Raw genomic sequence first — 24,084 nt, 5'->3', positions numbered from 1 at the left:
GGCGTGGGCGGGCCGGAGCTGCTGATGGCGGCTCCGACCGGTCAGATGGCGTCCGTCGGCCCGCGCGAGGGTGCGCGGGACCGGAACGCCAGGCGCTTCATCGTCGGCATCGCTGCCATTGCCGCCCTCGGCGGCGCCCTCTTCGGCTACGACACCGGAGTGATCTCCGGCGCGCTCCCCTTCATGGAGGGCCACTTCGGCCTCACCTCCCTGGACGAGGGCATCATCACCAGCGCGCTGCTGATCGGCGCGGCCTTCGGCTCGCTGATCGGCGGCCGGATGTCCGATGCGCTGGGCCGGCGCAACTCCCTGCTGTGGGCGGGCGCCGTGTTCATCGGCGGTGCGCTGGCCGTCGCGCTCGCCCCCGACGTCCCGTTCATGACCGTGGCGCGCTTCGTCCTCGGCCTCGCCGTCGGCAGCGCCTCGGTCATCACCCCGCTCTATCTCTCCGAGGTCGCGCCCCCGCACATCCGCGGCCGGCTGGTCTCCTTCAACTCGCTGATGATCGTCAGCGGCCAGTTGCTCGCCTACCTCATCAATGCCTTCCTGGCCCAGTGGGCGGCCTGGCGCTGGATGCTGGGCCTGGCGGCGCTGCCGGCCGTGGCGCTGTTCGTCGGGCTGTTCTTCCTGCCCGACACCCCGCGCTGGTACATCAGCAAGGGGCGGCAGGACGAGGCGGCCCGGGTGCTGCGCCGTACGCTGCCCGCCGACGAGGTCCCCGCCGAGCTGGCCCGGATCGATCACGCCCGCAGCCTGGAGGCCGATGCCCGGCAAGGCGGCTGGCAGCAGCTGCGCACGCCGTGGATACGGCGGCTGTTGCTGGTCGGGATCGGTCTGGCGGCCGTCCAGCAGATCACCGGTGTGAACGCCGTGGTGTACTTCGCGCCCAAGATCCTGGCGTCGACCGGTCTGGGCACCGGTGCCTCGATCACCGCCACCATCGCGATCGGTGTGATCTCGGTGCTCGCCACCGCGCTGGGGATGTCCCTGATCGACCGGGTCGGCCGACGGCCCATGCTGCTCACCGGCCTGGCCGGGATGACCGTCTCGCTCGCCCTGCTCGGCGCCTCCTTCCACCTCCCGCACTCCCCCGGCGTCAGCACCCTGGTGCTGGGCCTGATGGTCCTCTACATGGCCTTCATGCAGGGCACTCTCAATACGGGGGTGTGGCTGCTGCTGGCCGAGATGTTCCCGCTGAAGGTCCGCGGACTGGCCATGGGCGCCGCGGTGTTCGTGATGTGGCTGGTCAACTTCGGGGTCGCGCTGGTCTTTCCGCTGCTGCTCGACGCGGTCGGCGCCGGCACCACCTTCTGGTTCTTCGGCGCGATGTGCGTCCTGTCCCTGGTGTTCTGCAACCGGTACGCGCCGGAGACGAAGGGGCTGGCGCTGGAGGATCTGGAGGACGAGCTGCGGAAGGCGACGGGGGCCGCACCGGCCGCGGCCTGACGGGGCGTCGGCAGATTGCCGATCGCGGGAACCACGGACCGCGTTCCCGGCGTCACTGTGAGTGGAATCACATCCAACGGGGGAAACGGTGGAATTCGTGAAAACCAACGCACTCAGCCATGCCGTCAAGCGCACGGCCGTCCTGACCGCGACCGCGGGTCTGCTGACCGCGGGTCTGCTCACCGGCCCGGCGTCCGCCGACAGTCCGGCCGGCGGGCGGGCCGACACGCGGGCCGCCTGCGCGTACTACAACGGCAACGCCCTCACCGTCTACGGTCAGCGCGGCGACCGTGTCCGGCAGGTGCAGTGCCTGCTGGCGAACCGCCGCTATCTCCCCTGGGGAGATGTGACGGGGTACTTCGGCCCCAAGACCCGGGCCGCGGTGAAGAAGTTCCAGTCCCGGCACCATCTGACCGCTGACGGCAAGGTCGGCAAGGAGACCTGGTACGCGCTGTACCACGCCTGATCCGCGTCCGGCCGCCTACGGCACGCCTGTGGCGGGCCGGTTCCCCAGCCGGGGACCGGCCCGCCACACGTCTGTGCGCCCACGGCGCCGTGGCCGCGCAGACCGGCCCGCCTCCTTCCGGCCTCGCCACCTTCCGGATCGCCCCCTTCCGGTCCGTCCCGCCCCCGTCACAGCCGTCCGCCCCCCGTCACAGCTGTCACCGTTACGCGCGCCTTACGTCACAGCCGTTCAACAGCCCCTCCCCCACGGTTACTCGGTGTCGTTGTCCAGGCACAGGGTGAGTGATCACCAGGCCGTACGCAGCCCCCTGCCGGCTCTCCGGGCCGACCCTGCGTACGGCGCTCAGGAGGTGGCAGAGATGACCGACCGCAAGCTCTGGTCGTACAAGGAGATCGCCGCGCACATCCAGGTACAGCCGGACACCGTGCGCTCCTACCGGAAGCACGGGTTGCTGCCCGAACCGGATCTGGTGGAGGGCGGAAAACCGTACTGGTTCGCCGATACGGTCAGAAGGTGGGTGGCGCAGCGACCGGGCCAACGCGGCCGGCGCTGAGAGCCACCGGACCGGCCCCGGGGTGCTCGGGCGACATCGCCCGCCAAGTGTTCCCGGGCGCCACGAGTGGTACGTCCCCCGGCGCGGTCAGTCGGGCCGGGGTGGTGCCGTCGACCCCCTGATCTCCAGCTCCGGCGCCACGAGTTGCTGTCCGGCCGGGGCGTCCGGGCGCTCCATACGGTCCAGGAGGCAGCGCGCCGCGCGCCGGCCGACCTCGTGGCTGGCGTTGTTCACCGAGTTCAGCCAGAGGTGGCGGATGCGGGCGAGGTAGGTGTTGTCGTAGCCGACGAGGGAGAGATCGGCGGGCGTGCGCAGGCCCAGCTCCTGGGCCGCGGACAGCGCGCCGACACCGGAGATGTCGTTGAACGCGAAGACGGCGGTGGGGCGTTGGGCGGCCGCAGGCCCGTCACCGGGGCGTGCGGTGACGGGTGGCGGGGTGAGGAGCCGGACGGCGGCGCGGTAGCCACCTTCCTCGGTCCCGTCGCCGCTCGCCACTACGGCGCTCTCGGCCAGGCCGTGGGCGCGCATCGCGGTCTCGAAGCCGCGCCGGCGCAGTTCGCCGACCAGGCCCTTTCCGGCGATGTGGGCGATCCGCCGGTGGCCGAGGCCGATGAGGTGTTCGGTGGCGAGCCGGGCGCCGCGCTCGTCGTCGTTGGCGACGAGGTCGGTGTGCGGCAGCCGGGGTTCGTGGTTGCCCGCGATGACGGTCGGCAGCCGTGCGGCGACCTCGGCGAGGCCGTCGGTGTCCGGGAGGGTGCCGACGACGACGAGACCGTCGACCCGCAGCTCCTGGAAGGTGCGGGCGAAGTCCTGGCCGGCACGTCGGTCCAGCCGCCCGTCGGCCATCAGCATCCGCAGACCGTGCGCCTGCAGCAGGGAGTTCAGGCCGTCGAGCACCTCGACGAACCAGGGGTTGCGCATATCGTTCAGCAGCACCCCGACGGTGTGCGTACGGCGGGCCACCAGGCTGCGGGCGGCGGCGTTCGGCCGGTAGCCGAGCTCCTCAATGGCGTCCAGCACGGCCTGCCGCTTGCTGTCGCTGACCCGCGGGGAGCCCTGCAGCACCAGCGAGACCAGTGATTTGGAGACGCCCGCGCGCTCGGCGACTCCGCGGATCGTCGGTGGCCGGTCCGCGCCCGGCGGTGTGCTGGTACGTGTGCCGGTACGCGTACCGGTACGTGTGCCGTTCCGTCCGTCGGCCCGGCCGTCCGTCCGCCCGTCGGCTCGCTCGTTGGACCGTTCCATGAACGGAAATCCTTCCATCGGCGCAGGTCGGCGTCAATGCGCAACCTTGTCTGCCTGCAGGGTGGTTGACATGCGGACATCAGGACATGCAGGGTGCCGATACCCGCGAGGTTTGGACCGTTCCAATTCATCGCCGTCCACCCGCCCACCCGCCCACGCATCCCTCCCCTCCCCGCCACCTCCCCCTCCCCCGAAAGGAACCGAGGCATGAAGATCGGGCTGATCGGCACCGGGCGCATCGGTGCGTTCCACGCCACCACCCTCCAGAGCGTCCCGGGCGTCACCGGCCTCGTGGTCGCGGACCTGGACCCCGTACGGGCCGCCGCGCTGGCGGACACCCTCGGCGTACGCGCCGCCCCGGGCATCGAGGAGATGTACGCGGACGGCCTGGACGGTGTGGTGATCACCGCCGCGACCAGCGCCCACGCCACGCTGATCCACCAGGCCCTGGACGCGGGGGTGCCGGTGTTCTGCGAGAAGCCGGTCGCCCTGGACGTGCCCGGCACGGTCGGGGTGGTGGAGCGGGCACGGGCCGGCACCGTGCCCGTACAGATCGGTTTCCAGCGCCGCTTCGACGCGGGCTACCGCGCCGCCCGCGAGGCGCTGCACTCCGGTGCGCTGGGTTGGCTGCACACACTGCGCGCCTGCACCAGCGACCGGACCCCGCCGCCGGCCGGCTACATCCCCACCTCCGGCGGGCTGTTCCGGGACTGCAGCATCCATGACTTCGACATCCTGCGCTGGCTGACCGGCCGCGAGGTGGTCTCGGTCTATGCGCAGGGCAGCAATCGCGGGGCGTCCTTCTTCGCGGACGGCGACGATGTCGACACCTGCGCGGCACTGCTGCGCTTTGACGACGACACCCTGGCCACCGTCACGGCGACCCGCTACAACGGCGCGGGCCATGACGTCCGGCTGGAGGTGTGCGGCTCCGAGGGCGCCCGCTTCGTCGGGCTCGACGACCGGGCGCCGCTGCCGTCCGCCGAGGCGGAGCTGTCGTGGCGGCGGGCGGCCGATCCGTATGCCACGTTCATGGAGCGCTTCCACGACGCCTACGTCACCGAGCTGGGCGTCTTCACCGAGGTCGCGGCAGGCCGTAGGCCGAGCCCCTGTTCACCGGCGGAGGCGCTGGAGGCGCTCTATGTGGCCGAGGCGTGCGAGCGCTCGCGCCGCACCGGTCAGCCGGTGGCCGTCGCGGACGTCCGGGCCTCGGCCGGGGGCGCGGTTCCGGGCGCCTGAGGGCGCTCGGGGCGGGCATCGGCGCCGGCGCCCGTCCCCCGGTCACGTCGCCGCCACAAAGGAGGCGCGACCGCCGGGATCCTCGCCGTCTCCTTTGCGGGGGCCGCCGCTCTCGCCCTCGCCGCCGTCCTCCGAGGGTTCGCGCAGGGCGCGGCGGCGGGCGGCCCATTGGATCGCGGCGCCGATCGTGGCAACCGCGCAGGAGACGCCGAAGCCGATGGCGGCGGCGTGGAGCGGGCGGCCGGTGGTGGCGCTGCCGAGGTAGCCGAGGCCGATGGAGTAGGTCGCCCAGGTGGCTTCGGCGATACCGGCGCCGAGGGCGTATTTGCGCAGCGGGTAGCGGAGCACGCCGGAGGCCAGTGCGCCGGCGATCCGCCCGCTGGGCAGGAAGCGTACGGCGATCACGAAGGGCAGGCCGTAGCGCTGGATCCGGCCCGAGGTCCACTCCAGTAGTGCCCGGCGGCGGGGTTTGCGCCGCATCCAGGCCCGTACGGGTCCGCCGAACCGCCGCGCGGCCAGGTACATCAGCAGGTCTCCGGTCAGGGCGCTGCCGGCGACGGTCAGCAGGATCAGCGGGAGGAACAGCTCTCCCCGGGAGGCGAGCACACCGGCGGAGACGAGCAGTGCGGAGTTGGGGACCAGTGGCGGCAGCGTGGTGAGCACCAGCAGGCCGTAGAAGGCGAGTACGTCCATCCGGCCGCCTCCTCGGATCCGCCCCGAGCCCGTTATCCCAAGGCTGACGCGTGGTGGGGCGCACGGCAACGCGGTGTGGGTGTCCATGGCTTGGATTGATACCCCCCAGGGGTATACAGTGCGTAAGGTCGGGGGAACCGGCGGTCGCCTGAGCCTCGCGTGGCACGCTGCGACACTCCGGCACTTGCACCACACGGAACACATCGGCACCACAAGGAGAGTCCCCCATGGCTGAGAACAGCTCCTGCTGCACCCCGGAAGGCTCCTGCCACTCCGGCGGCACCGACGTCCAGGTCGGCGCGGTGACCACCACCTACAAGGTCACCGGTATGACCTGCGGCCACTGCGAGGGTGCGGTGTCGGCCGAGATCGGTGAGATCGCCGGGGTCAGCGCGGTGCAGGCGGTGGCCGCCACCGGCCTGGTGACCGTCACGTCCCAGGCCCCGCTGGACGAGGAAGCCGTCCGCGCGGCCGTGGACGAGGCCGGCTACGAGCTCGTGGGGCAGGCGGCCTGATCCCGGCGTCCGGCCCCCTCGCGCTGGGCCGCACCCTCACCGAGGGGGCCGGTACCCCGATGGCTTCCGTCGGCCTTTGTGATCACCAACAGCCGGCGGCCGCGAAATTTCACACAGCCCTTACAACTGACACAACACCCATACCGGAGGGCCCCGATCTTCAGATGGAGGCCCTTGACCGCATTCGCCCCCATATGGCAAGAGACCCAGATCACACTCATCGGAACGTAACCATTGAGGGGGGTCGTGAGTCTAACCGGGCAGTGCAGGCACCCCGGCGGGGCTTGCACTGCAACAGCCGTGCTGATCTTGGGGGATCGTGCCCGGCTACGCGTGGCCGGGGCGACGTGCCCGGGGAGCTTTGAGCGGCCCTCCCGAACGTGCGCGTCCCGGCAGATCGCGGTGCAACCCGGAACGCCCGGACGGATCCCGTGGGGGGAATCCAACCGGGACAAGGGAAGCGCCCCGCGCTCTGGACCCGTGGGGGGATCCGGAGGCGGGGCGCTTTCTGCTAAAGACCGCGGGGGCACCCTGACAGGGCGGCCGTCAGCGCTCCTCGACCGGCACGAAGTCGCGCTCGACGACACCGGTGTAGATCTGCCGCGGACGGCCGATGCGGGAGCCGGGCTCCTTGATCATCTCGTGCCACTGGGCGATCCAGCCGGGCAGCCGGCCGAGCGCGAAGAGCACGGTGAACATCTCGGTCGGGAAGCCCATGGCCCGGTAGATCAGGCCGGTGTAGAAGTCGACGTTCGGGTAGAGCTTGCGCTCGACGAAGTAGTCGTCGGAGAGCGCGTGCTCCTCCAGCTTCAGGGCGATGTCCAGCAGCTCGTCGGACTTGCCGAGCGCGGAGAGGACATCGTGCGCCGCCGCCTTGATGATCTTCGCCCGGGGGTCGAAGTTCTTGTAGACGCGGTGCCCGAAGCCCATGAGCTTCACGCCGTCTTCCTTGTTCTTCACCTTGCGGATGAAGGAGTCGACGTCGCCGCCGTCGCGCTGGATGCCCTCCAGCATCTCCAGCACGGACTGGTTGGCGCCGCCGTGCAGGGGGCCCCACAGGGCGTTGATACCGGCCGAGATCGAGGCGAAGAGGTTCGCCTGCGAGGAGCCGACCAGGCGGACCGTGGAGGTGGAGCAGTTCTGCTCGTGGTCGGCGTGCAGGATCAGCAGCTTGTCGAGGGCGCTGACCACGACCGGGTCGAGGTCGTAGTCCGCGGCCGGCACCGAGAAGGTCATACGCAGGAAGTTCTCGACGTACCCGAGGTCGTTGCTCGGGTAGACGACCGGGTGGCCGACCGACTTCTTGAACGCGTAGGCCGCGATCGTCGGGAGCTTGGCCAGCAGCCGGATCGTGGAGATGTGGCGCTGCTGCTCGTCGAACGGGTTGTGGCTGTCCTGGTAGAACGTCGACAGCGCGCTGACGACCGAGGACAGCATCGCCATCGGGTGGGCGTCCCGGGGGAAGCCGTCGTAGAAGCGCTTGACGTCCTCGTGCAGCAGGGTGTGGTAGGTGATGTCCTGCTTGAAGTTCGCCAGCTCATCGACGGTGGGCAGCTCGCCGTTGATGAGGAGGTACGCGGTCTCGACGAACGTGCTGCGCTCTGCAAGCTGCTCGATCGGGTACCCGCGGTAACGAAGAATCCCGTTCTCACCGTCGAGATAGGTGATCGCGGATTTATACGCCGCGGTGTTGCCGTAACCGGAATCCAGGGTCACCAGACCGGTCTGGGCGCGCAGCTTCGAGATATCGAAGCCCTCGTCGCCGACGGTGCTCTCGACGACCGGGTAGCTGTATTCGCCGTCCCCGTAACGCAGTACTACAGAGTTGTCGCTCACGTCATCCCTCACCGACGTTGTGCCTCTTCTTCGAGGTGCCCTGACTGCCTATACCTTCCCCCATTTGGGCCTTGGATGTGCACTCGGGGTCGGCCATAGGGCCTGTCTGCGGCACTCAGTGCCGTCTGGGTGCCCATCCTGCCCCTCTTCGCCCTGAATAGGAAAGAGGGGTGACATCACATCGCACCGGCGAGCCGGTGATCCAGCGCCGTACACCGCCGACCGGCGGATACCGTGCGTACGGCCTGTCCCAGGGCTTTCCGGGAGCCGACCAGCACCACCAAACGCTTTGCCCGGGTCACGGCGGTATACAGCAGATTGCGCTGCAGCATCATCCAGGCACTGGTGGTGACCGGAATCACCACCGCTGGATACTCACTACCCTGCGAGCGGTGGATCGTCACGGCATAGGCATGGGCGAGTTCATCGAGTTCGTCGAAGTCGTAGGGAACCTCCTCGTCCTCGTCCGTGCGCACGGTCAGTCGCTGCTCATCGCCGTCCAGTGCGGTGACCACACCGACCGTGCCGTTGAAGACGCCATTACGGCCCTTTTCATAATTGTTCCTGATCTGAGTGACCTTGTCGCCGACACGGAAGACCCGGCCGCCGAAGCGGCGCTCGGGCAGATCGGGGCGGGCCGGGGTGACGGCCTGCTGGAGCAGGCCGTTCAGGGCTCCCGCGCCGGCCGGACCGCGGTGCATGGGGGTGAGCACCTGGACGTCCCGGCGCGGGTCGAGACCGAACTTCGCCGGGATGCGGCGGGCCACGACATCCACGGTCAGCCGCCCGGCCTCTTCGGCGTCCTCCTCGGCGAACAGGAAGAAGTCCGTCATTCCGGACGTCAGGGGCGGCACACCGGAGTTGATGCGGTGGGCGTTGGTGACCACCCCGGACTGCTGGGCCTGGCGGAAGATCCTGGTCAGCCGGACCGCCGGCACGGGGCCGGACCCGTCGAGCAGATCTCGCAGCACCTCGCCCGCGCCCACCGACGGCAGCTGGTCGACATCCCCGACCAGCAGCAGATGGGCGCCCGGCGGCACCGCCTTGACCAGCTTGTTGGCGAGCAGCAGATCCAGCATCGACGCCTCGTCGACGACCACCAGATCGGCGTCCAGCGGCCGGTCCGCGTCATAGGCGGCGTCCCCGCCCGGCTTGAGCTCCAGGAGGCGGTGGACCGTGGAGGCCTCCGCCCCGGTCAGCTCCGAGAGCCGCTTGGCCGCCCGGCCCGTGGGCGCCGCCAGCACCACCGTGGCCTTCTTGGCGCGGGCCAGCTCGACGACGGACCGGACCGTGAAGGACTTGCCGCAGCCCGGCCCGCCGGTGAGCACCGCGACCTTCTGCGTCAGCGCCAGCCGCACCGCCTGCTGCTGCTCGGGGGCCAGCTCGGCGCCCGTCCGCCGCGCCAGCCACGCCAGCGCCTTGTCCCAGTCGACGTCCCGGAACGCCGGCATCCGGTCCTCGTCCGTCCGCAGCAGCCGGGTCAGCCGGCCGGACAGGGAGATCTCGGCACGGTGGAACGGCACCAGATAGACGGCGGTGACCGGCGGCTCGCCGTCCGCGCCGCCCGGTACCTGCTCGCGGACCACGCCCTCCGGGTCGGCGGCCAGCTCGCCCAGGCAGTCGATGACCAGTCCGGTGTCGACCTGGAGCAACTTCACCGCGTCGGCGATCAGTTGCTCCTCGGGGAGGAAGCAGTGGCCCTGGTCGGTGGACTGCGACAGGGCGTACTGCAGGCCCGCCTTGACCCGGTCCGGGCTGTCGTGCGGAATGCCCACGGACTGCGCGATGCGGTCGGCGGTCAGGAAGCCGATGCCCCAGACGTCGGCGGCCAGGCGGTAGGGCTCGTTGCGGGTGACGGAGATGGCGGCGTCACCGTACTTCTTGTAGATCCGCACCGCGATGGAGGTGGACACCCCGACGCCCTGGAGGAAGACCATGACCTCCTTGATGGCCTTCTGCTCCTCCCAGGCCGCGCCGATCAGCTTCGTCCGCTTGGGGCCCAGGCCCGGTACCTCGACGAGGCGGGCGGGCTCGCGCTCGATGATGTCGAGGGTGTCCGTGCCGAAGTGCTCGACGATGCGGTCCGCGATCCGCGGGCCGATGCCCTTGATGAGTCCGGAGCCCAGATAGCGGCGGATGCCCTGGATGGTGGCGGGCAGGACGGTGGTGTAGTTCTCGACCGTGAACTGCTTGCCGTACTGGGGGTGGGAGCCCCAGCGGCCCTCCATGCGCAGCGACTCCCCCGGCTGCGCCCCGAGCAGCGCGCCGACGACGGTCAGCAGATCGCCCGAGCCGCGGCCCGTGTCGACCCGCGCGACCGTATAGCCGTTCTCCTCGTTGGCGTAGGTGATCCGCTCCAGGACCCCTTCGACGACGGCTGCGTTGACCATGCACCGACCGTACCGCCGGGGTCTGACACCGCGTGGGGGTCTGCCCTCGCATGAGGTCCGCCGTCGCGCCGGGGCCGGGATGCCGCGTTCCCATCGAGGGGCCCGTCCGATGGTCGGGCCCCTCGATTCCCCCTCCATGCCGGTCCCGGATCCCCCCGGATCCCTCCCCTTTTCGGGACCAACGTCAGCTATGACCTTTGTGGGCGGTCAACGGTTGCACACCTCCGTGGAGTTATTTTCCGGCCGGCCGAGGTGCGGGTCCCCTGGTCAGCCGGAGGTCGTGCGGCGCTCATACGACGTGGGTACGGACGCGCTGCACGATCTCGGCCAGTACCTCGGCGCCGTCCCGTGCCCACAGCGCCGGGTTGAAGATCTCCACCTCGACCGGCCCCCGGTAGCCGGCCGTCTCGACCCGCTCCCGGAACCACCGCAGATCCACCGAGCCGTCCCCGAGCTGCCCACGTCCCAGCAGGACGCCTTCGGGCAACGGGGTGACCCAGTCGGCGAGCTGGAAGGCGGCGAGCCGTGAACCAGCCGCGCCGCCGGTGCCGCCCGCGCGCCCGATCTGGGCGCCGACCGTGTCGTCCCACCACAGGTGGTAGGTGTCCACGACCACCCCGACCCGGTCGGCGGGGAACCGCTCGGCGAGGTCGAGGGCCTGCGCGAGCGTCGAGACCACGCACCGGTCCGCCGCGTACATCGGGTGCAGCGGTTCCAGCGCCAGCCGTACGCCCCGCTCCGCGGCGTACGGCGCCAACTCGCCCAGCGCGTCCGCGACACGCTCCCGGGCGCCGGGCAGATCCCGGCTGCCGGGCGGCAGTCCGCCGGAGACCAGTACCAGGGTGTCGGTCCCGAGGGCGGCCGCCTCGTCGAGGGCGGCCCGGTTGTCGTCCAGGGCCACGGCCCGCGCGCCCGGGTCCGCGGCGGTGAAGAACCCGCCCCGGCACAGGCTGGTGACCCGCAGCCCGGCGTCCCGGATCAGCCGGGCGGCCGCGGCCACCCCGAATTGCTGCACGGGCGCGCGCCACAGGCCCACGCCCCGTACGCCCGCGCGTGCGCAGCCGTCGGCCAGTTCGGGCAGCGACCACTGGCGGACGGTCTCCTGGTTGAGGCTGAGACGGTCGAGGAGCGAGGGGGTGTTGTGGCTCATGCGTCGTCCGCCCCGTAGACCGTGAGCAGGGTGCGCATCCGGTGGGCGGCGCGTTCCGGGTCCGGGAACAGGCCGAGCGCGTCGGCCAGTTCGTGGGCGCGCCGCAGATGCGGCAGCGAACGGGCCGACTGGAGGCCGCCGACCATGGTGAAGTGCGACTGGTGGCCCGCCAGCCAGGCGAGCAGGACCACGCCGGTCTTGTAGTGGCGGGTGGGTGCCGCGAAGAGGTGCCGGGCGAGCGCGACGGTCGGGTCCAGGGCGGCCCGGAAGCCGGTGGTGTCCCCGGAGTCGAGGCGGCGTACGGCGGCCGCGGCCAAGGGGGCGAGTGGGTCGAAGACGCCCAGCAGGGCATCGCTGTAGCCGTGTGCGTCGCCGGCGATCAGCTCCGGGTAGTGGAAGTCGTCGCCGGTGTAGCACCGTACGGCCGGTGGCAGTTGGCGGCGCAGCCGTACCTCCCGGCCGGGGTCCAGGAGGGAGATTTTGATGCCGTCCACCTTGGCGGGGTGGTCGGCGACGAGGGCGAGGAGCGTTTCGGTGGCGGTGTCGGGTTCCGTGCTGCCCCAGTAGCCCGCCAGTGCCGGGTCGAACATCTCGCCGAGCCAGTGCAGGATCACCGGCCGGGTGGTCTGGCGCAGCAGGTGGCCGTAGAGCTCCCGGTAGTCGTCCGGGCCGGTGGCGGCCGCGGCGAGCTGGCGGGACGCCATCAGGACGGGTCGGGCACCGGCCGCCTCGACGGCGGTGAGCTGTTCCTCGTATGCATGCCGGACGTCGGCCAAGGAGGCGCTATGTGCGGGGAGTTGGTCCGTTCCGGCGCCGCAGGCGAGCAGCCCGCCGACCGCCCGTGCCTCGGCGGCGGAGCGCCGGATCAGCTCGGCGGCGGCGCCCCAGTCCAGGCCCGCACCGCGCTGCGCGGTGTCCATCGCCTCGGCCACGCCCAGGCCGTGCGACCACAGGTGGTGCCGGAAGGTGAGGGTGGCGTCCCAGTCGACGGCGGCCGGACCGTCCGGGGTGGTGTCGGCGTGCGGATCGGCGACCACATGGGCGGCGGCGAGGACCGTGCGGGAGCGCAAGGGGGGCGGCACTGGAGCGGACCGGGAAACAGGGGCCGGCGGGGGCGGGGACGCGTGCGCCGGGGTGTTCACCGGATCGGCTCCGGCACGTCCAGGCGGCGGCCCTCCGCCGAGGACCGGCGCGCCAGTTCGGCGAGCTGGACGCCGCGGGCGCCCGCCGCCAGGTCCCAGCGCCAGGGCTCGTCGCGTACGACATGCCGCAGGAACAGCTCCCACTGTGCCTTGAACCCGTTGTCGAAGGCGGCGTTGTCGGGGACCTCCTGCCACTGCGCGCGGAACGGCTCGGACGCCGGGACGTCCGGGTTCCAGACGGGCCGGGGGGTGCCGGCGCGGTGCTGGATGCGGCAGTGGCGCAGCCCGGCGACGGCCGATCCTTCGGTGCCGTCCACCTGGAACTCCACGAGTTCGTCGCGGTGCACCCGGACCGCCCAGGAGGAGTTGATCTGCGCGACGATGCCGCCGGCCAGTTCGAAGATGCCGTAGGCGGCGTCGTCGGCGGTGGCGTCGTACGGGGCGCCCGACTCGTCCCAGCGGCGCGGGATGTGGGTGGTGAGGTGTGCCTGGACGCTTCTGACCGGCCCGAACAGTTCGTGCAGGACGTACTCCCAGTGCGGGAACATATCGGCCGCGATGCCGCCGCCGTCCTCGGCGCGGTAGTTCCAGGAGGGGCGCTGCGCCTGCTGGAGGTCACCTTCGAAGACCCAGTATCCGAACTCGCCCCGTACGGACAGGATGCGGCCGAAGAAGCCGCTCTCGACGAGGCGACGGAGCTTGCGGAGGCCGGGCAGGAAGAGCTTGTCCTGGACGACGCCGTTCTTGACGCCCGCCTCTTGGGCCAGCCGGGCCAGCTCCAGGGCGCCGTCGAGACTGCCCGCGGTGGGCTTCTCGACGTACAGGTGCTTTCCGGCGGCGATGGCCTTCCGCACCGCTTCCTCGCGGGCGGCGGTGATCTGTGCGTCGAAGTAGATGCCGATGGTGCCGTCGCCCAGTACGGCGTCGAGGTCGCAGCTCCAGTGCTCCACGCCGTGGCGTTCGGCCAGCGCCCGCAGTTTGTGCGCGGAGCGGCCGACGAGGACGGGCTCCGGCCGGATCCGTGTCCCGTCGGCGAGTACGAGGCCGCCCTGGTCGCGCAGGGCGAGGACGGAGCGGACCAGGTGCTGGCGGTGTCCCATGCGCCCGGTCACGCCGTTCATGGCGATACGTACGGTCGTGTGTGTCACGGCCCGGCCTCTCTCGCTCGCGGCAGATGAGGATCGTCATGCGGGGGCGTTCTCCCGTGAGGACGCTAGCCCGCGCGGGCGGGCGCCGACAGGGCGCGAAAATTCTGCTGCGCGGAGCGGCTCCGGTCGCTTATCCTTGACTCAGTCAAGGGTGAGGGGTCGACGATGACAACCGGGACGGCATCCGACACGACTTCCGGCGCGGCGTGCGACGCCACGCCCGACGTCCGTGAGCTGCGCAGATTCAACCGCTTCTATACGAACCTGATCGGCGCCCTCGACTACGGGCGGCATCTCTACACCCCGTTCACGCTCACCGAGGCCCGGGTGCTCTACGAGGTCGCCCACCACGAGCGGGTGGACGCCGCGGATCTGCGGGCCTCGCTGTCGCTGGACGCCGGCTATCTGAGCAGGCTGCTCGGCAAGTTCGAGGACCGCGAGCTGATCACCCGCGGCAGGTCCGAGCAGGACCCCCGCCGGCAGCGCATCACGCTGACCGAGGGCGGCCGGGAGGCGGCCGGCCTGCTGGAGGAGCGCTCGCAGGACGCCGCCGGGTCGCTGCTGGAGCGGCTCCCGGCCGAGGACCGGGCCCGGCTGGTGGACTCGATGCGTACCATCCGCGCCCTGCTCGGCGAAGGCGCGGAGCAGCCGCCCGGGGACCGGGGGCCCGCGGTGACGCTGCGCACGGCCCGCCCCGGGGACCTGGGCTGGATGGTGGAGCGCAACGCCGCGCTCTACTCCGCCGAGTACGGCTTCGATCTGAGCTATGAGGCGCTGGTCGCCCGGATCGTCGCGGAGTACGCCGAGGCCTTCGACCCGCGGTGGGACCGCACCTGGATAGCGGAGCTGGACGGGCGCAGAGCGGGCGCGGTGATGTGTGTCCGGGACGGCAGGCCCGGCGTCGCCCGGCTGCGGCTGCTGCTGGTGGAGCCGGACGCCCGCGGCCACGGGGTGGGCCGTCAACTCGTCGATTCCTGTGTGGAGTTCGCCCGGGAGGCCGGGTACGGCGAGATGGTGCTGTGGACCAACTCCGTCCTCGGCGCGGCCCGCAGCATCTATCAGCGGGCCGGGTTCGAGCTGGTCACCGAGTCGGCGCACCACAGCTTCGGGCAGGACCTGGTCGGCCAGGACTGGCGGCTGGTGCTGTGATGCCGCGCGCATTGCGGGCAGGGTGGAGGGGACGGACGACGATGACGTGACCGACGAGGAGGAGCCCAGGCATGGTCAGCACGGGCAACACGCACGGCACCACCCCCGCGATGCGCTTCGCGTTCTCCACCCTCGGTGTGCCCGGGATGCCGGTGGCCGACGTCCTGCGGCTGGCCACCGATACCGGGTATCAGGGCGTGGAGCTGCGGGCCCATCCGGAGGAGCCGGTGCATCCGCTGCTCGGGATGCGGGAACGGGCCGCGGTGCGCCAGCAGTTCGCGGACGCCGGGGTCGAGATCCTGGCCGTCGCCGGATACGCGCAGGTCGCCGCTGATCGGGATGCGGCGGGCGAGGAGGAGCTGGCACAGGAGCTGAGCGAGCTGGTGTGGCTCGCCGCCGATCTGGGGGCGCCGTATGTGCGGGTCTTCCCCGGCGGCGGGGAGCGGCCGGCGGCCGAGGCGGACGCGGATGCCGCCCGGCGGCTCGCCGCGGTGGCGCCGCTCGCGGCCGAGCGGGGCGTCCGGGTGCTGCTGGAGACCCATGACTCGCACCGTACGGGCGCGGATGCCGCCCGTGTGCTGGGCCCCGTGGGACACCGTCAGATCGGGGCGCTGTGGGATGTGCTGCACAGCTGGCTCGGCGGTGAGGAGCCGGCCGACACCCATGCCGCGCTCGCCCCGCATCTGGGCTATGTCCAGGTCAAGGACGTCGCCTCGGCCGAGGACCGTACACCGCTCCCGCTCGGTGCCGGCGCGGTCCCGCTGGCGGCCGTCCTGGACACCCTGAGCCAGGACCCCGCGGGCGCCCACGGCCCCGTGCCCGCCCCCGAGGGCACCTATGACCAGGGCGCGGGCGGCTGGCTGTGCTGGGAGTACGAGAAGCGCTGGTATCCGGAGGCGGCCGGGCTCCCCGACCTGCTGGCCCCGGGCCGCATCCACCTCCAGCGGCTTCTGGACGGGCCGGCCGACTCCTGAGCGGGCCGCCGTCGGCCCGACCCGGGATATGGCCGTCGGCCTGACTCCGGGCGTGGCGCCGACCCGACTCCGGGCGTGGCCGTCGGCCCGGCCCGGCCCCGGAGGGCGGCCGTCGGCCCGACTCCGGACATAGCCGTCGGCCCGACTCCACTCCGGACATGGCCGACGGCCCGGCCCCGGAGCGGAGTCCGAGGCGGCGGCCAAGGCGGCATCCGAGGCAGCGCCCGACGCCCCATCACACATCCCCGGCCGCCGCGCAATAGCTGGGCGCCACCACGGATCGAGTCATTGACCGACAATAGTTTTCCGGCTATCCGTGTCTCCTTGGAAGTTTCCTTCACAGAGCCGAGGAAGCCCTCCGGAAGGAGCGCAGATGCACTCCCGACGTACCGTCCTGACCACCGCGGCCGCCGCGGCCGCCGCTGCCACGGGCGCGGGTGCCGGTCCCGCGCACGGCACGGCCCACGGCACGGCGCCCGCCATCGGACTCCGGCCCGCCGCCCCCGCCCCGTCCGCCGCCACCCGGGCCCGGCTGCGCCGCCTCATCTCCCGTATGACTCCGGAGGAAAAGGTCGGCCAGCTCTTCGTCATGCGGGTCTACGGGCACTCCGCCACCGACCCCGACCCGGCCGATGCCGCCGCGAACCAGAAGGAGATCGGCGTCGCCAACGCCGCCGAGCTGATCGCCAAGTACCACGTCGGCGGCATCATCTACTTCGGCTGGGCGCACAACACCCGTGAGCCGCACCAGATCGCCGACCTCTCCAACGGCATCCAGAAGGCCGCCGCCGCCCAGCGCCTCCCCGTCCCGGTGCTGATCTCCACGGACCAGGAACACGGCATAGTGGCCCGCGTCGGTGCCCCCGCGACGCTCTTCCCCGGAGCGATGGCGCTCGGCGCGGGCGGCTCCCGCGACGATGCCCGTACGGCGGCCCGGATCGCGGGCGAGGAACTGTTCGCGATGGGTATCCGGCAGGACTACGCGCCGGACGCCGATGTCAATGTCAACCCCGCCAACCCGGTCATCGGCGTGCGCTCCTTCGGCGCGGACCCGCAGGCCGTGGCCCGTATGGTCGCCGCCGAGGTGAAGGGCTATCAGGGCGCCGGGATCGCCTCCTGCGCCAAGCACTTCCCCGGTCACGGCGACACCGACATCGACAGCCATGTCGGGCTGCCGTACATCCACCACAGCGCCGAGGAGTGGGAGCGGCTGGACGCGCCGCCCTTCCGGGCCGCGATCGCCGCCGGAATCGATTCGATCATGACGGCGCATATCGTCGTGCCCGCCTTCGACCCGAGCGAGGACCCGGCCACCCTCTCCCGCCCCATCCTCACCGGCATCCTGCGCGAACGCCTCGGCTACGACGGGGTGGTGGTGACGGACTCCCTAGGGATGGAGGGCGTCCGGGTGAAGTACGGCGACGCCCGGGTGCCGGTGCTCGCCCTGAAGGCCGGTGTCGACCAGCTGCTGAACCCTCCGGACCTCTCCGTCGCGCACGGTGCCGTCCTCACCGCGCTCAGGGAGGGCGAGCTGACCGAGCGGGACCTCGACACGAAGCTGATGCGCATCCTGCTGCTCAAGGAGCGGCGCGGGCTCTTCAAGGACCCGTACACCACCCACCAGGCCGTGGACCGGGCGGTCGGCACCCGCGGTCACCTCGCCGCCGCCGACCGGATCGCGGAGCGCACCACCACACTGCTGCGCAACGACACCGGCATCCTGCCGCTGTCCCGGCTCCGGGAGCGCAGGGTGCTGGTGGCGGGCGTCGACGTGGCCGCGCCGTCCGGGACCGGTGGTCCGCCCACCACGGTGCTGGCGAGGGCCCTCACCGAGCTGGGCTTCACGGCCACCGCCCTGTCCACGGGCCAGACGCCGACCCAGCAGCGGATCGACGAGGCGGTGGCGGCGCTCGGCGAGCGGGACGCGGTGGTGGTGGCCACCTACAACGTGACCGCGGCCTCGGGCCAGCGGAAGCTGGTCGACGCGCTGCTCGCCACGGGCAAGCCGGTGGTGCAGCTGGCGGTCCGCAACCCTTATGACATCGCCCAGTTGGGCGGTGTCCGGGCGGCGCTGGCGAGCTACTCGTGGACGGATGTGGAGCTGCGGGCGGCGGCCCGGGTGATCGCCGGTCAGCGGGATCCGGCGGGCAGACTGCCCGTCCCGATAATGCGTGCCGACGCCCCGACCCGGGCGCTCTACCAGATCGGCCACGGGCTGACGTACTGAGCCGGTGCCGGAGACGGATCCGGCGCGTGCCCCGGTCACGGACCCGGCGCGCTCCCCCGGTCTCGGGGAGCGCGCCGGTTCCGTGCCGTCACCTCACTGCGGGCGCGGGGCACTGCGGCCCACGGCACCCCGCGGACTCAGGGCCGCAGCAGCGGCATCCGCCGGAACTCCTGCTTGTCCAGCTTCTTGTCGTCCGGGGCCAGCGGGGTGGGCTTGCCCTCCGGGGCCTGGACCCCGGCCCAGTCGAGAAGCTCGGCGGTGGCCTTGGTGCGGTCGGCCTCCTTCAGCTTCGCGATGTTCGAGCCGTGGTTGCCGCCGGGCACGGTGAAGACGTAGGAGTCCCGTGCGCCGTTCTTGCCGACCTCGAAGTGCTCCGAACTCCACGGGTCGTACTGGCCGTTGACGAACATCATCCGGTGCGCACGGTGCCGCACCCAGCGGTCGATGTCGGGCATCGCGCGCTTGTCGAAGCGCATCGGGATGTCCTTCGGCACGAACGACCGGGAGTTGTTGATGCCGGGGTACTTCAGCAGGCCGGCCAGCTGCGGGTAGCGGTAGCCGGGCTCACCGAGCTGGGTTCCCGCCTGGTAGTAGTACGGCGTGTAGGGCTCCATGCCCTGGTCGGTGTAGCTGTCGAAGCCGCCGACCTTGTCCATCCACTTCCACAGCTCGTCCGTGGAGACGGTCGGCTCGGGGACCTCGGCGCAGGCGGTCTCGGCCGGCTGGTACTGCCAGAAGCCGAACACCAGGTCCGTGACCATGACTTCATAGGCCCGGTCGGCGTTGCCGACCTTGGTGAAGGTCTGCTTCTCCTTGTCGGCCCAGTCCTGGAAGCGCTTGACCATCTCCCCGCGGCGCAGCAGCGCCTCGCGCTCGATGGCGGTCAGGGCGGTGCGGCACTCCGCGGTCCCGACGGTCCGGAAGAACCGGTCGTACGCCGCGTCCGAGTCGTTGCGTACGTCGTTGGGCGCGACATAGGCGACGGTGCCGTTCATGTCGTCCGGGAAGAAGCGGCGGTAGTACGTGGCGGTCATCCCGCCCTTGCTGCCGCCGGTGTCGATCCAGTTCTTGTCGTAGATCCGGTTCAGCGCCCGGAAGATACGGTGCTGGTCGTTGGCGGCCTGCCGGATGTCCAGCTTCTTCCAGTCGGTGGGCGTGGGCCGCGACGGGGTGAAGTACCGGTATTCCATCGAGACTTGATTGCCGTCGATGATCTTGGTGGGCTCGCTGCGGGACGGTGTGGTGTTCACGTTGTACCCGGAGGTGAAGAACACCGTCGGCCGGTCCACCGACTTGTGCAGCAGGGTCAGCCGCTGCTGGAAGGTCCCCTTCGAGGGGTGCCGGTGGTCAACCGGCTGGGTGTAGTTCAAAACGAAGTAGCGGTAGCCGTCGACCGGCTTCTCCTCGACGAGGCTCATTCCCGGGATCGCGAGGATCCGGTCCTTGATGTCCTCGGTCTCCGGCCCTGCGGCGGTAGCCGCCCCGGCCGGCACGCTGCCGGCTCCCACCGTGCCTATGAGCACCGCGAGAGACAGCAGCCATCTGGTGGCCTTGCGCATGCACCCTCCCCTTGGGATAGCAAAGGTCGGGCTGAACCTATCGGCGCGACGGGGGTGCCACCAGCCCTTGGCGCCGTTCGGAGGATCGGTCTCCCCCGCTCCGGAAGTTCCTGGAACGGCCGCGGACCGGTCCCGGAACGGCCGGGGACCGGTCTCGGAACGGTCCGGAACAGCCCCGGAACGGTCCGGAATGGCCCCAGACCGGTCGTGGACCGGGCCTGGGGCCTCGGGTCTCAGACCTCACGCCTCAGCCCTCAGACCTCGGGCCTCTCAGGCCGCGAGTTCCTCCTCCTCGCCCGTGAAGGTGCGCCACAGCTCCGCGTAGCGGCCGTCGCGGGCGAGGAGCTGGGCATGGCTGCCGTCCTCGACGATCCGGCCGCGGTCGAGCACCACCACCCGGTCGGCGCGGGCCGCGGTGGTCAGCCGGTGGGCGACGACGAGGGTCGTACGGCGCCCGACGAGCCGGTCGGTGGCCTGGTTGACGACCGCTTCGGTGGCCAGGTCCAGGGACGCGGTGGCCTCGTCGAGCAACAGCACGTCCGGATCGACGAGTTCGGCACGGGCCAGGGCCAGCAGCTGGCGCTGGCCGGCCGAGAGGTTGCGGCCGCGCTCGGCGACCTCGTGGAGGTAGCCGCCGTCGAGGGTGGCGATCATCGCGTGGGCGCCGACGGCCCGGGCGGCGGCCTCCACTTCGGCGTCGGTGGCGTCCGGCCGGCCGTAGGCGATGGCGTCGCGGACCGTGCCGGTGAAGAGGTAGGACTCCTGGGGGACCACTCCGAGGCGTCGGCGGTAGCCGGTCAGGTCCAGCTCGCGCAGATCGGCGCCGTCGACCCGGACGGCGCCCGAGGATGGGTCGTAGTACCGCGCGACCAGCTTGACCAGGGTGGACTTGCCGGCGCCGGTCTCGCCGACGAAGGCCACGGTCTGGCCGGCCGGGATGGTCAGCGCGATACCGGCCAGCGCCGGGTCCTCGTCCTCGCCGTAGTGGAAGTGCACATCGTCGAAGGTGATGTCGCCCCGTAGCGCGGGCACCTCGCGGGGCCGCTCGACGGCCGGGGTGGTCGTCGGCTCGCGCAGCAGCTCCTGGATGCGGCCGAGGGAGACGGACGCCTGCTGGTAGCCGTCGAAGACCTGGGAGAGCTGCTGGACGGGGGCGAAGAACAGATCGATGTAGAGCAGGTAGGCGACCAGCGCACCGGCGGTGAGGGTCTCGGAGCCGACCCGCCCGGCGCCGACGATCAGCACCAGCGCCGCCGCCACGGACGACAGCAGCTGGACGAAGGGGAAGTAGACGGATATCAGGAACTGGCCGCGGACCCGGGCCCGGCGGTAGTCGTCGCTGCGGGCGGCGAACCGCTCCGCGCCCTGCCGCTCGCGCCGGAACGCCTGGACGATCCGCAGTCCGGACACGCTCTCCTGGAGGTCGCCGTTGACGACGCTGATCCGCTCGCGGGCCAGCTCGTAGGCCTTCACGCTCTGCTTGCGGAAGAAGTACGTGCCGACGATCAGCGGCGGGAGGGTGGCGAAGACGACCAGGGCCAGCTGGAGGTCGATGGCCAGCAGCGCGACGAGTATGCCGAAGAAGGTCAGCATCGAGACGAGGGCGGTGACCAGGCCGGTCTGCAGGAACGTGGACAGGGCGTCCACGTCCGTCGTCATCCTGGTCATGATCTTGCCGGTCAGTTCCCGCTCGTAGTAGTCGAGCCCGAGGCGCTGGAGCTGCGCGAAGATCTTGAGGCGGAGGGAGTAGAGGACCCGCTCACCGATGCGTCCGGTCATGCGGTTGCCGCCGATCTGCGCGGCCCACTGGGCCAGGACCACGACCAGGGCGATGGCGGCGGCCGTCCAGACACCGATCAGCGCACCACGGCGGACGCCCTCGTCGATGCCCTGCCGGATCAGGACCGGCAGCAGCAGCCCGGCGAGGGCGTCCACGGCGACCAGCGCCAGCGCGAAGGCCAGCGGCCCGCCGAAGCCGTGCAGCAGCCGGCGCAGGCCGTAGGAGCGCTCGGGGCGCACGGCCTGGTCCTCGTCGACGTCCGGGTTGTCGGTCGCGGGCGGCAGCGCGGCGACCTGGGCGAGGAGTTCGGGGGTCGCGGGCAGTCCGGCCATCGCGGCGCCCATGCCGGGCCCGGCCGCGACGGCCGCGCGGGCCGCCATCCCGGCTCCGCCCGCCTCGGCCTCCTGCTCCCGGCGGACCCACAGTTCAGGGGTGATCGTGCCGTCCGCCCCGGTCCGGGCCGCCTCGTCGTCCCGTACCCCCTCGGGCCCGTCGGTGTCCGCCGCCGGGTCCCGTTCCAGCAGCCCGCCGGCGGCGAACTCGCCGTCGAAGGCGCCGGCCAGCGCACCGGCCGGGTCCCGCTCGACGCCGCCCAGCTCCTCCGGGTCGGTCAGCAGCCTGCGGTAGAGCGGACAGCGCTCTTCGAGCTCCTCCTGGGTGCCGAGGTCGACCAGCCGCCCGCCGTCGAGGACGGCGACCCGGTCGGCGAGCGCCAGGGTGGAGGCGCGGTGGGCGATGAGCAGGGTCGTCCGGCCCGCCATGACGCCGCGCAGCGCCTCGTGTATCTCGTGCTCGACGCGGGCGTCGACCGCCGAGGTCGCATCGTCCAGCACCAGCAGCCGGGGGTCGGTGAGGATGGCGCGGGCCAGGGCGACGCGCTGGCGCTGGCCGCCGGACAGGGTCAGCCCCTGCTCGCCGACCTTGGTGTCATAGCCCTCGGGAAGCTCGGAGATGAAGCCGTCGGCCTGCGCGGCGCGGGCCGCGGCGCGCACCTGCGCGTCGGTGGCGTCCGGATGGCCGTAGGCGATGTTGTCGCGGACGGAGTCGGAGAACAGGAAGCTGCTCTCGGGGACCAGGCCGATGGCGGCCCGCAGCGACTCCAGGGTCAGCTCGCGCACATCGTGGCCGCCGACCAGGACCCGGCCGGCGGAGACGTCGTAGAAGCGCGGCAGCAGCAGCGAGACCGTGGACTTGCCGCTGCCGGACGTGCCGACCACGGCGACGGTCTCACCGGCCTCGATGCGCAGCGAGAAGTCCTCCAGGACGGGGCGGACGGCGGGCGGGGCCTCCCGGGCGGGCCCGGCGTCCTCGTCCGCGGCCTCGCCCGCGGCCTCGTGCAGCGGTGCGTACCCGAACGTCACCCGGTCGAATTCGACGGTGGCCGGGGCGTCGGCGGGCAGCTCGTGTGCGTCCAGCCGCTCGGCGATCGAGGGCTCGGTGTCGATCAGCTCGTAGACCCGCTCCACACCGGCGCGTGCCTGCTGGCCGACGGTCAGCATCATCGCCAGCATCCGGACCGGTCCGACCAGCTGCGCCAGATAGGTGGAGAAGGCGACGAAGGTGCCGAGGGTGACCTGCCCCTGGGTGGCCATCCAGCCGCCGAGGGCCAGCATCGCGACCTGGCCGAGCGCGGGTACGGCCTGCAGCGCGGGGGTGTAGCGGGCGTTGAGCCGGACCGTGCGCAGCCGCCCGGCGAACAGCCGCCGGCTGACCTCGCGCAGCTTGCCGGTCTCCTGCTCCTCCTGCCCGAAGCCCTTGACGACCCGCACCCCGGAGACCGCGCCGTCCACGACACCGGCCACGGCGGCCGCCTGTCCCTGGGCGTACCAGGTGGCGGGGAAGAGGCGGGCGCGGCTGCGCTGGGCGATGAACCACAGGGCGGGGGCGGCGGCCAGCGCCACGACGGTGAGCAGCGGCGACAGCACCGCCATCACCACCAGCGAGATCACGAACAGCAGGACGTTCCCGATCATCATCGGGAGCATGAACAGCAGGCTCTGGATCAGCTGGAGGTCGCTGGTGGCACGGCCGACGACCTGGCCGGTGCTCAGCTCGTCCTGCCGCCGGCCGTCGAGGCGGGCGATCGCGCCGAACATCCGGGTCCGCAGATCGTGCTGGACGTCCAGGGCAAGCCTGCCGCCGTAGAAGCGGCGGATGTAGGTGAGGACGTAGACCACGACCGCGGCCGCGACCAGCAGAGCTGCCCAGGGGCCCAGGGCACGCTCGTGCCGGACGATGACCTCGTCGATGATCAGCTTCGGTACGAGCGGGACCAGGGCCAGTACGGCCATCCCCGCGAGCGAGGAGCCGAGGGCCAGCAGCACATCCCTCCGGTACTGCCAGCAGTCGCGGGTCAGCCGCCGCGCCCAGCCCGCTCGTTCCGTGTCCGTCCCCGCCACCCGGAGCCTCCCGCCCATCGACACTTGTCGAGGGCACCAACACCGCACAGGGCGGATTTCATCCCGCCGTTACAAACTTCTGTACGAATCCCGCCCCGGCGCGACGGAACGGCCCCGGCCCCGCACGGCGGTACGGCCCCGGCACGGCACGGTGGACGGCCCCGTGCCCGCAC

Annotated in this window: 17 protein-coding genes; 8 read left to right on the top strand and 9 right to left on the bottom strand. The window is 71.7% G+C overall.

Annotated elements, in window-relative coordinates:
- Positions 1 to 24: 24 nt before the first annotated feature.
- The 3 genes from STRNI_RS27285 to STRNI_RS27275 all read left to right on the top strand — a co-directional run bounded on the left by STRNI_RS27285 (position 25) and on the right by STRNI_RS27275 (position 2,465).
- Positions 25 to 1,446 carry a sugar porter family MFS transporter gene (locus STRNI_RS27285; protein ID WP_277412191.1) on the top strand — a complete coding sequence of 474 codons (1,422 nt, stop codon included), beginning with the start codon at positions 25 to 27 and terminating at the stop codon, positions 1,444 to 1,446.
- Between the two features lie 97 nt (positions 1,447 to 1,543).
- Positions 1,544 to 1,912, top strand: a complete 369-nt coding sequence (locus tag STRNI_RS27280) for a peptidoglycan-binding domain-containing protein (protein ID WP_277412190.1) — start codon at positions 1,544 to 1,546, stop codon at positions 1,910 to 1,912.
- A gap of 358 nt (positions 1,913 to 2,270) precedes the next feature.
- The gene (locus STRNI_RS27275) at positions 2,271 to 2,465 is read left to right on the top strand and encodes a helix-turn-helix transcriptional regulator (protein ID WP_018093041.1); all 195 of its coding nucleotides are present in this window, start codon (positions 2,271 to 2,273) and stop codon (positions 2,463 to 2,465) included.
- Between the two features lie 87 nt (positions 2,466 to 2,552).
- Here STRNI_RS27275 and STRNI_RS27270 read toward each other — a convergent pair whose 3' ends face one another.
- A complete protein-coding gene (locus tag STRNI_RS27270; RefSeq protein ID WP_277412189.1) occupies positions 2,553 to 3,710 on the bottom strand; it encodes a LacI family DNA-binding transcriptional regulator in 1,158 nt (385 codons plus the stop codon).
- A 207-nt stretch (positions 3,711 to 3,917) separates the two neighbouring features.
- Between STRNI_RS27270 and STRNI_RS27265 the strand changes: the two genes are divergently transcribed.
- Positions 3,918 to 4,949, top strand: coding sequence for a Gfo/Idh/MocA family protein (locus STRNI_RS27265; protein WP_277412188.1), 1,032 nt, complete (start codon positions 3,918 to 3,920; stop codon positions 4,947 to 4,949).
- Positions 4,950 to 4,991: 42 nt separating this feature from the next.
- Here STRNI_RS27265 and STRNI_RS27260 read toward each other — a convergent pair whose 3' ends face one another.
- Positions 4,992 to 5,642 (bottom strand): DedA family protein, encoded by a 651-nt coding sequence (locus STRNI_RS27260; RefSeq protein WP_277412187.1) that lies wholly within the window; start codon positions 5,640 to 5,642, stop codon positions 4,992 to 4,994.
- 227 nt (positions 5,643 to 5,869) lie between these two features.
- Here STRNI_RS27260 and STRNI_RS27255 point away from each other — a divergent pair, with 227 nt between their 5' ends.
- A complete protein-coding gene (locus STRNI_RS27255) occupies positions 5,870 to 6,157 on the top strand; it encodes a heavy-metal-associated domain-containing protein (protein ID WP_018093045.1) in 288 nt (95 codons plus the stop codon).
- A gap of 546 nt (positions 6,158 to 6,703) precedes the next feature.
- On the opposite strand, the gene STRNI_RS27250 is transcribed toward STRNI_RS27255, so the two are convergent.
- The 5 genes from STRNI_RS27250 to STRNI_RS27230 form a co-directional block, all read right to left on the bottom strand.
- Complete coding sequence (locus STRNI_RS27250; protein WP_109889859.1) at positions 6,704 to 7,993, bottom strand: citrate synthase; 1,290 nt, start codon at positions 7,991 to 7,993, stop codon at positions 6,704 to 6,706.
- A gap of 176 nt (positions 7,994 to 8,169) precedes the next feature.
- Positions 8,170 to 10,383: an SF1B family DNA helicase RecD2 gene (gene recD2, locus STRNI_RS27245; RefSeq protein ID WP_277412186.1), complete on the bottom strand. Its 2,214-nt coding sequence runs from the start codon at positions 10,381 to 10,383 to the stop codon at positions 8,170 to 8,172.
- A gap of 289 nt (positions 10,384 to 10,672) precedes the next feature.
- The gene (locus STRNI_RS27240) at positions 10,673 to 11,533 is read right to left on the bottom strand and encodes a sugar phosphate isomerase/epimerase family protein (protein ID WP_277412185.1); all 861 of its coding nucleotides are present in this window, start codon (positions 11,531 to 11,533) and stop codon (positions 10,673 to 10,675) included.
- Positions 11,530 to 12,615 (bottom strand): dihydrodipicolinate synthase family protein, encoded by a 1,086-nt coding sequence (locus STRNI_RS27235; RefSeq protein WP_277412184.1) that lies wholly within the window; start codon positions 12,613 to 12,615, stop codon positions 11,530 to 11,532. Before STRNI_RS27235 ends, STRNI_RS27240 begins: the two co-directional genes overlap by 4 nt.
- A gap of 56 nt (positions 12,616 to 12,671) precedes the next feature.
- On the bottom strand, positions 12,672 to 13,823 hold the full coding sequence (locus STRNI_RS27230) for a Gfo/Idh/MocA family protein (RefSeq protein ID WP_277412183.1): 1,152 nt from the start codon (positions 13,821 to 13,823) through the stop codon (positions 12,672 to 12,674).
- A 165-nt stretch (positions 13,824 to 13,988) separates the two neighbouring features.
- On the opposite strand from STRNI_RS27230, the gene STRNI_RS27225 reads away from it, so the two are divergent.
- The 3 genes from STRNI_RS27225 to STRNI_RS27215 all read left to right on the top strand — a co-directional run bounded on the left by STRNI_RS27225 (position 13,989) and on the right by STRNI_RS27215 (position 18,173).
- On the top strand, positions 13,989 to 14,972 hold the full coding sequence (locus STRNI_RS27225; RefSeq protein ID WP_018093051.1) for a bifunctional helix-turn-helix transcriptional regulator/GNAT family N-acetyltransferase: 984 nt from the start codon (positions 13,989 to 13,991) through the stop codon (positions 14,970 to 14,972).
- A 110-nt stretch (positions 14,973 to 15,082) separates the two neighbouring features.
- A complete protein-coding gene (locus tag STRNI_RS27220) occupies positions 15,083 to 15,946 on the top strand; it encodes a sugar phosphate isomerase/epimerase family protein (RefSeq protein WP_277413329.1) in 864 nt (287 codons plus the stop codon).
- Between the two features lie 373 nt (positions 15,947 to 16,319).
- Positions 16,320 to 18,173, top strand: coding sequence for a glycoside hydrolase family 3 protein (locus tag STRNI_RS27215; protein ID WP_159488203.1), 1,854 nt, complete (start codon positions 16,320 to 16,322; stop codon positions 18,171 to 18,173).
- A 137-nt stretch (positions 18,174 to 18,310) separates the two neighbouring features.
- On the opposite strand, the gene STRNI_RS27210 is transcribed toward STRNI_RS27215, so the two are convergent.
- Both STRNI_RS27210 and STRNI_RS27205 read right to left on the bottom strand, forming a co-directional pair.
- Positions 18,311 to 19,732: a S28 family serine protease gene (locus tag STRNI_RS27210; RefSeq protein WP_159488202.1), complete on the bottom strand. Its 1,422-nt coding sequence runs from the start codon at positions 19,730 to 19,732 to the stop codon at positions 18,311 to 18,313.
- A 270-nt stretch (positions 19,733 to 20,002) separates the two neighbouring features.
- On the bottom strand, positions 20,003 to 23,929 hold the full coding sequence (locus STRNI_RS27205) for an ABC transporter ATP-binding protein (RefSeq protein ID WP_277412182.1): 3,927 nt from the start codon (positions 23,927 to 23,929) through the stop codon (positions 20,003 to 20,005).
- Positions 23,930 to 24,084 lie beyond the last annotated feature (155 nt).

Origin of the sequence: Streptomyces nigrescens (assembly GCF_027626975.1) — a bacterium.
Classification (GTDB): Bacteria; Actinomycetota; Actinomycetes; order Streptomycetales; family Streptomycetaceae; genus Streptomyces; species Streptomyces nigrescens.
This window is presented reverse-complemented; position numbering and strand designations above follow the sequence as displayed.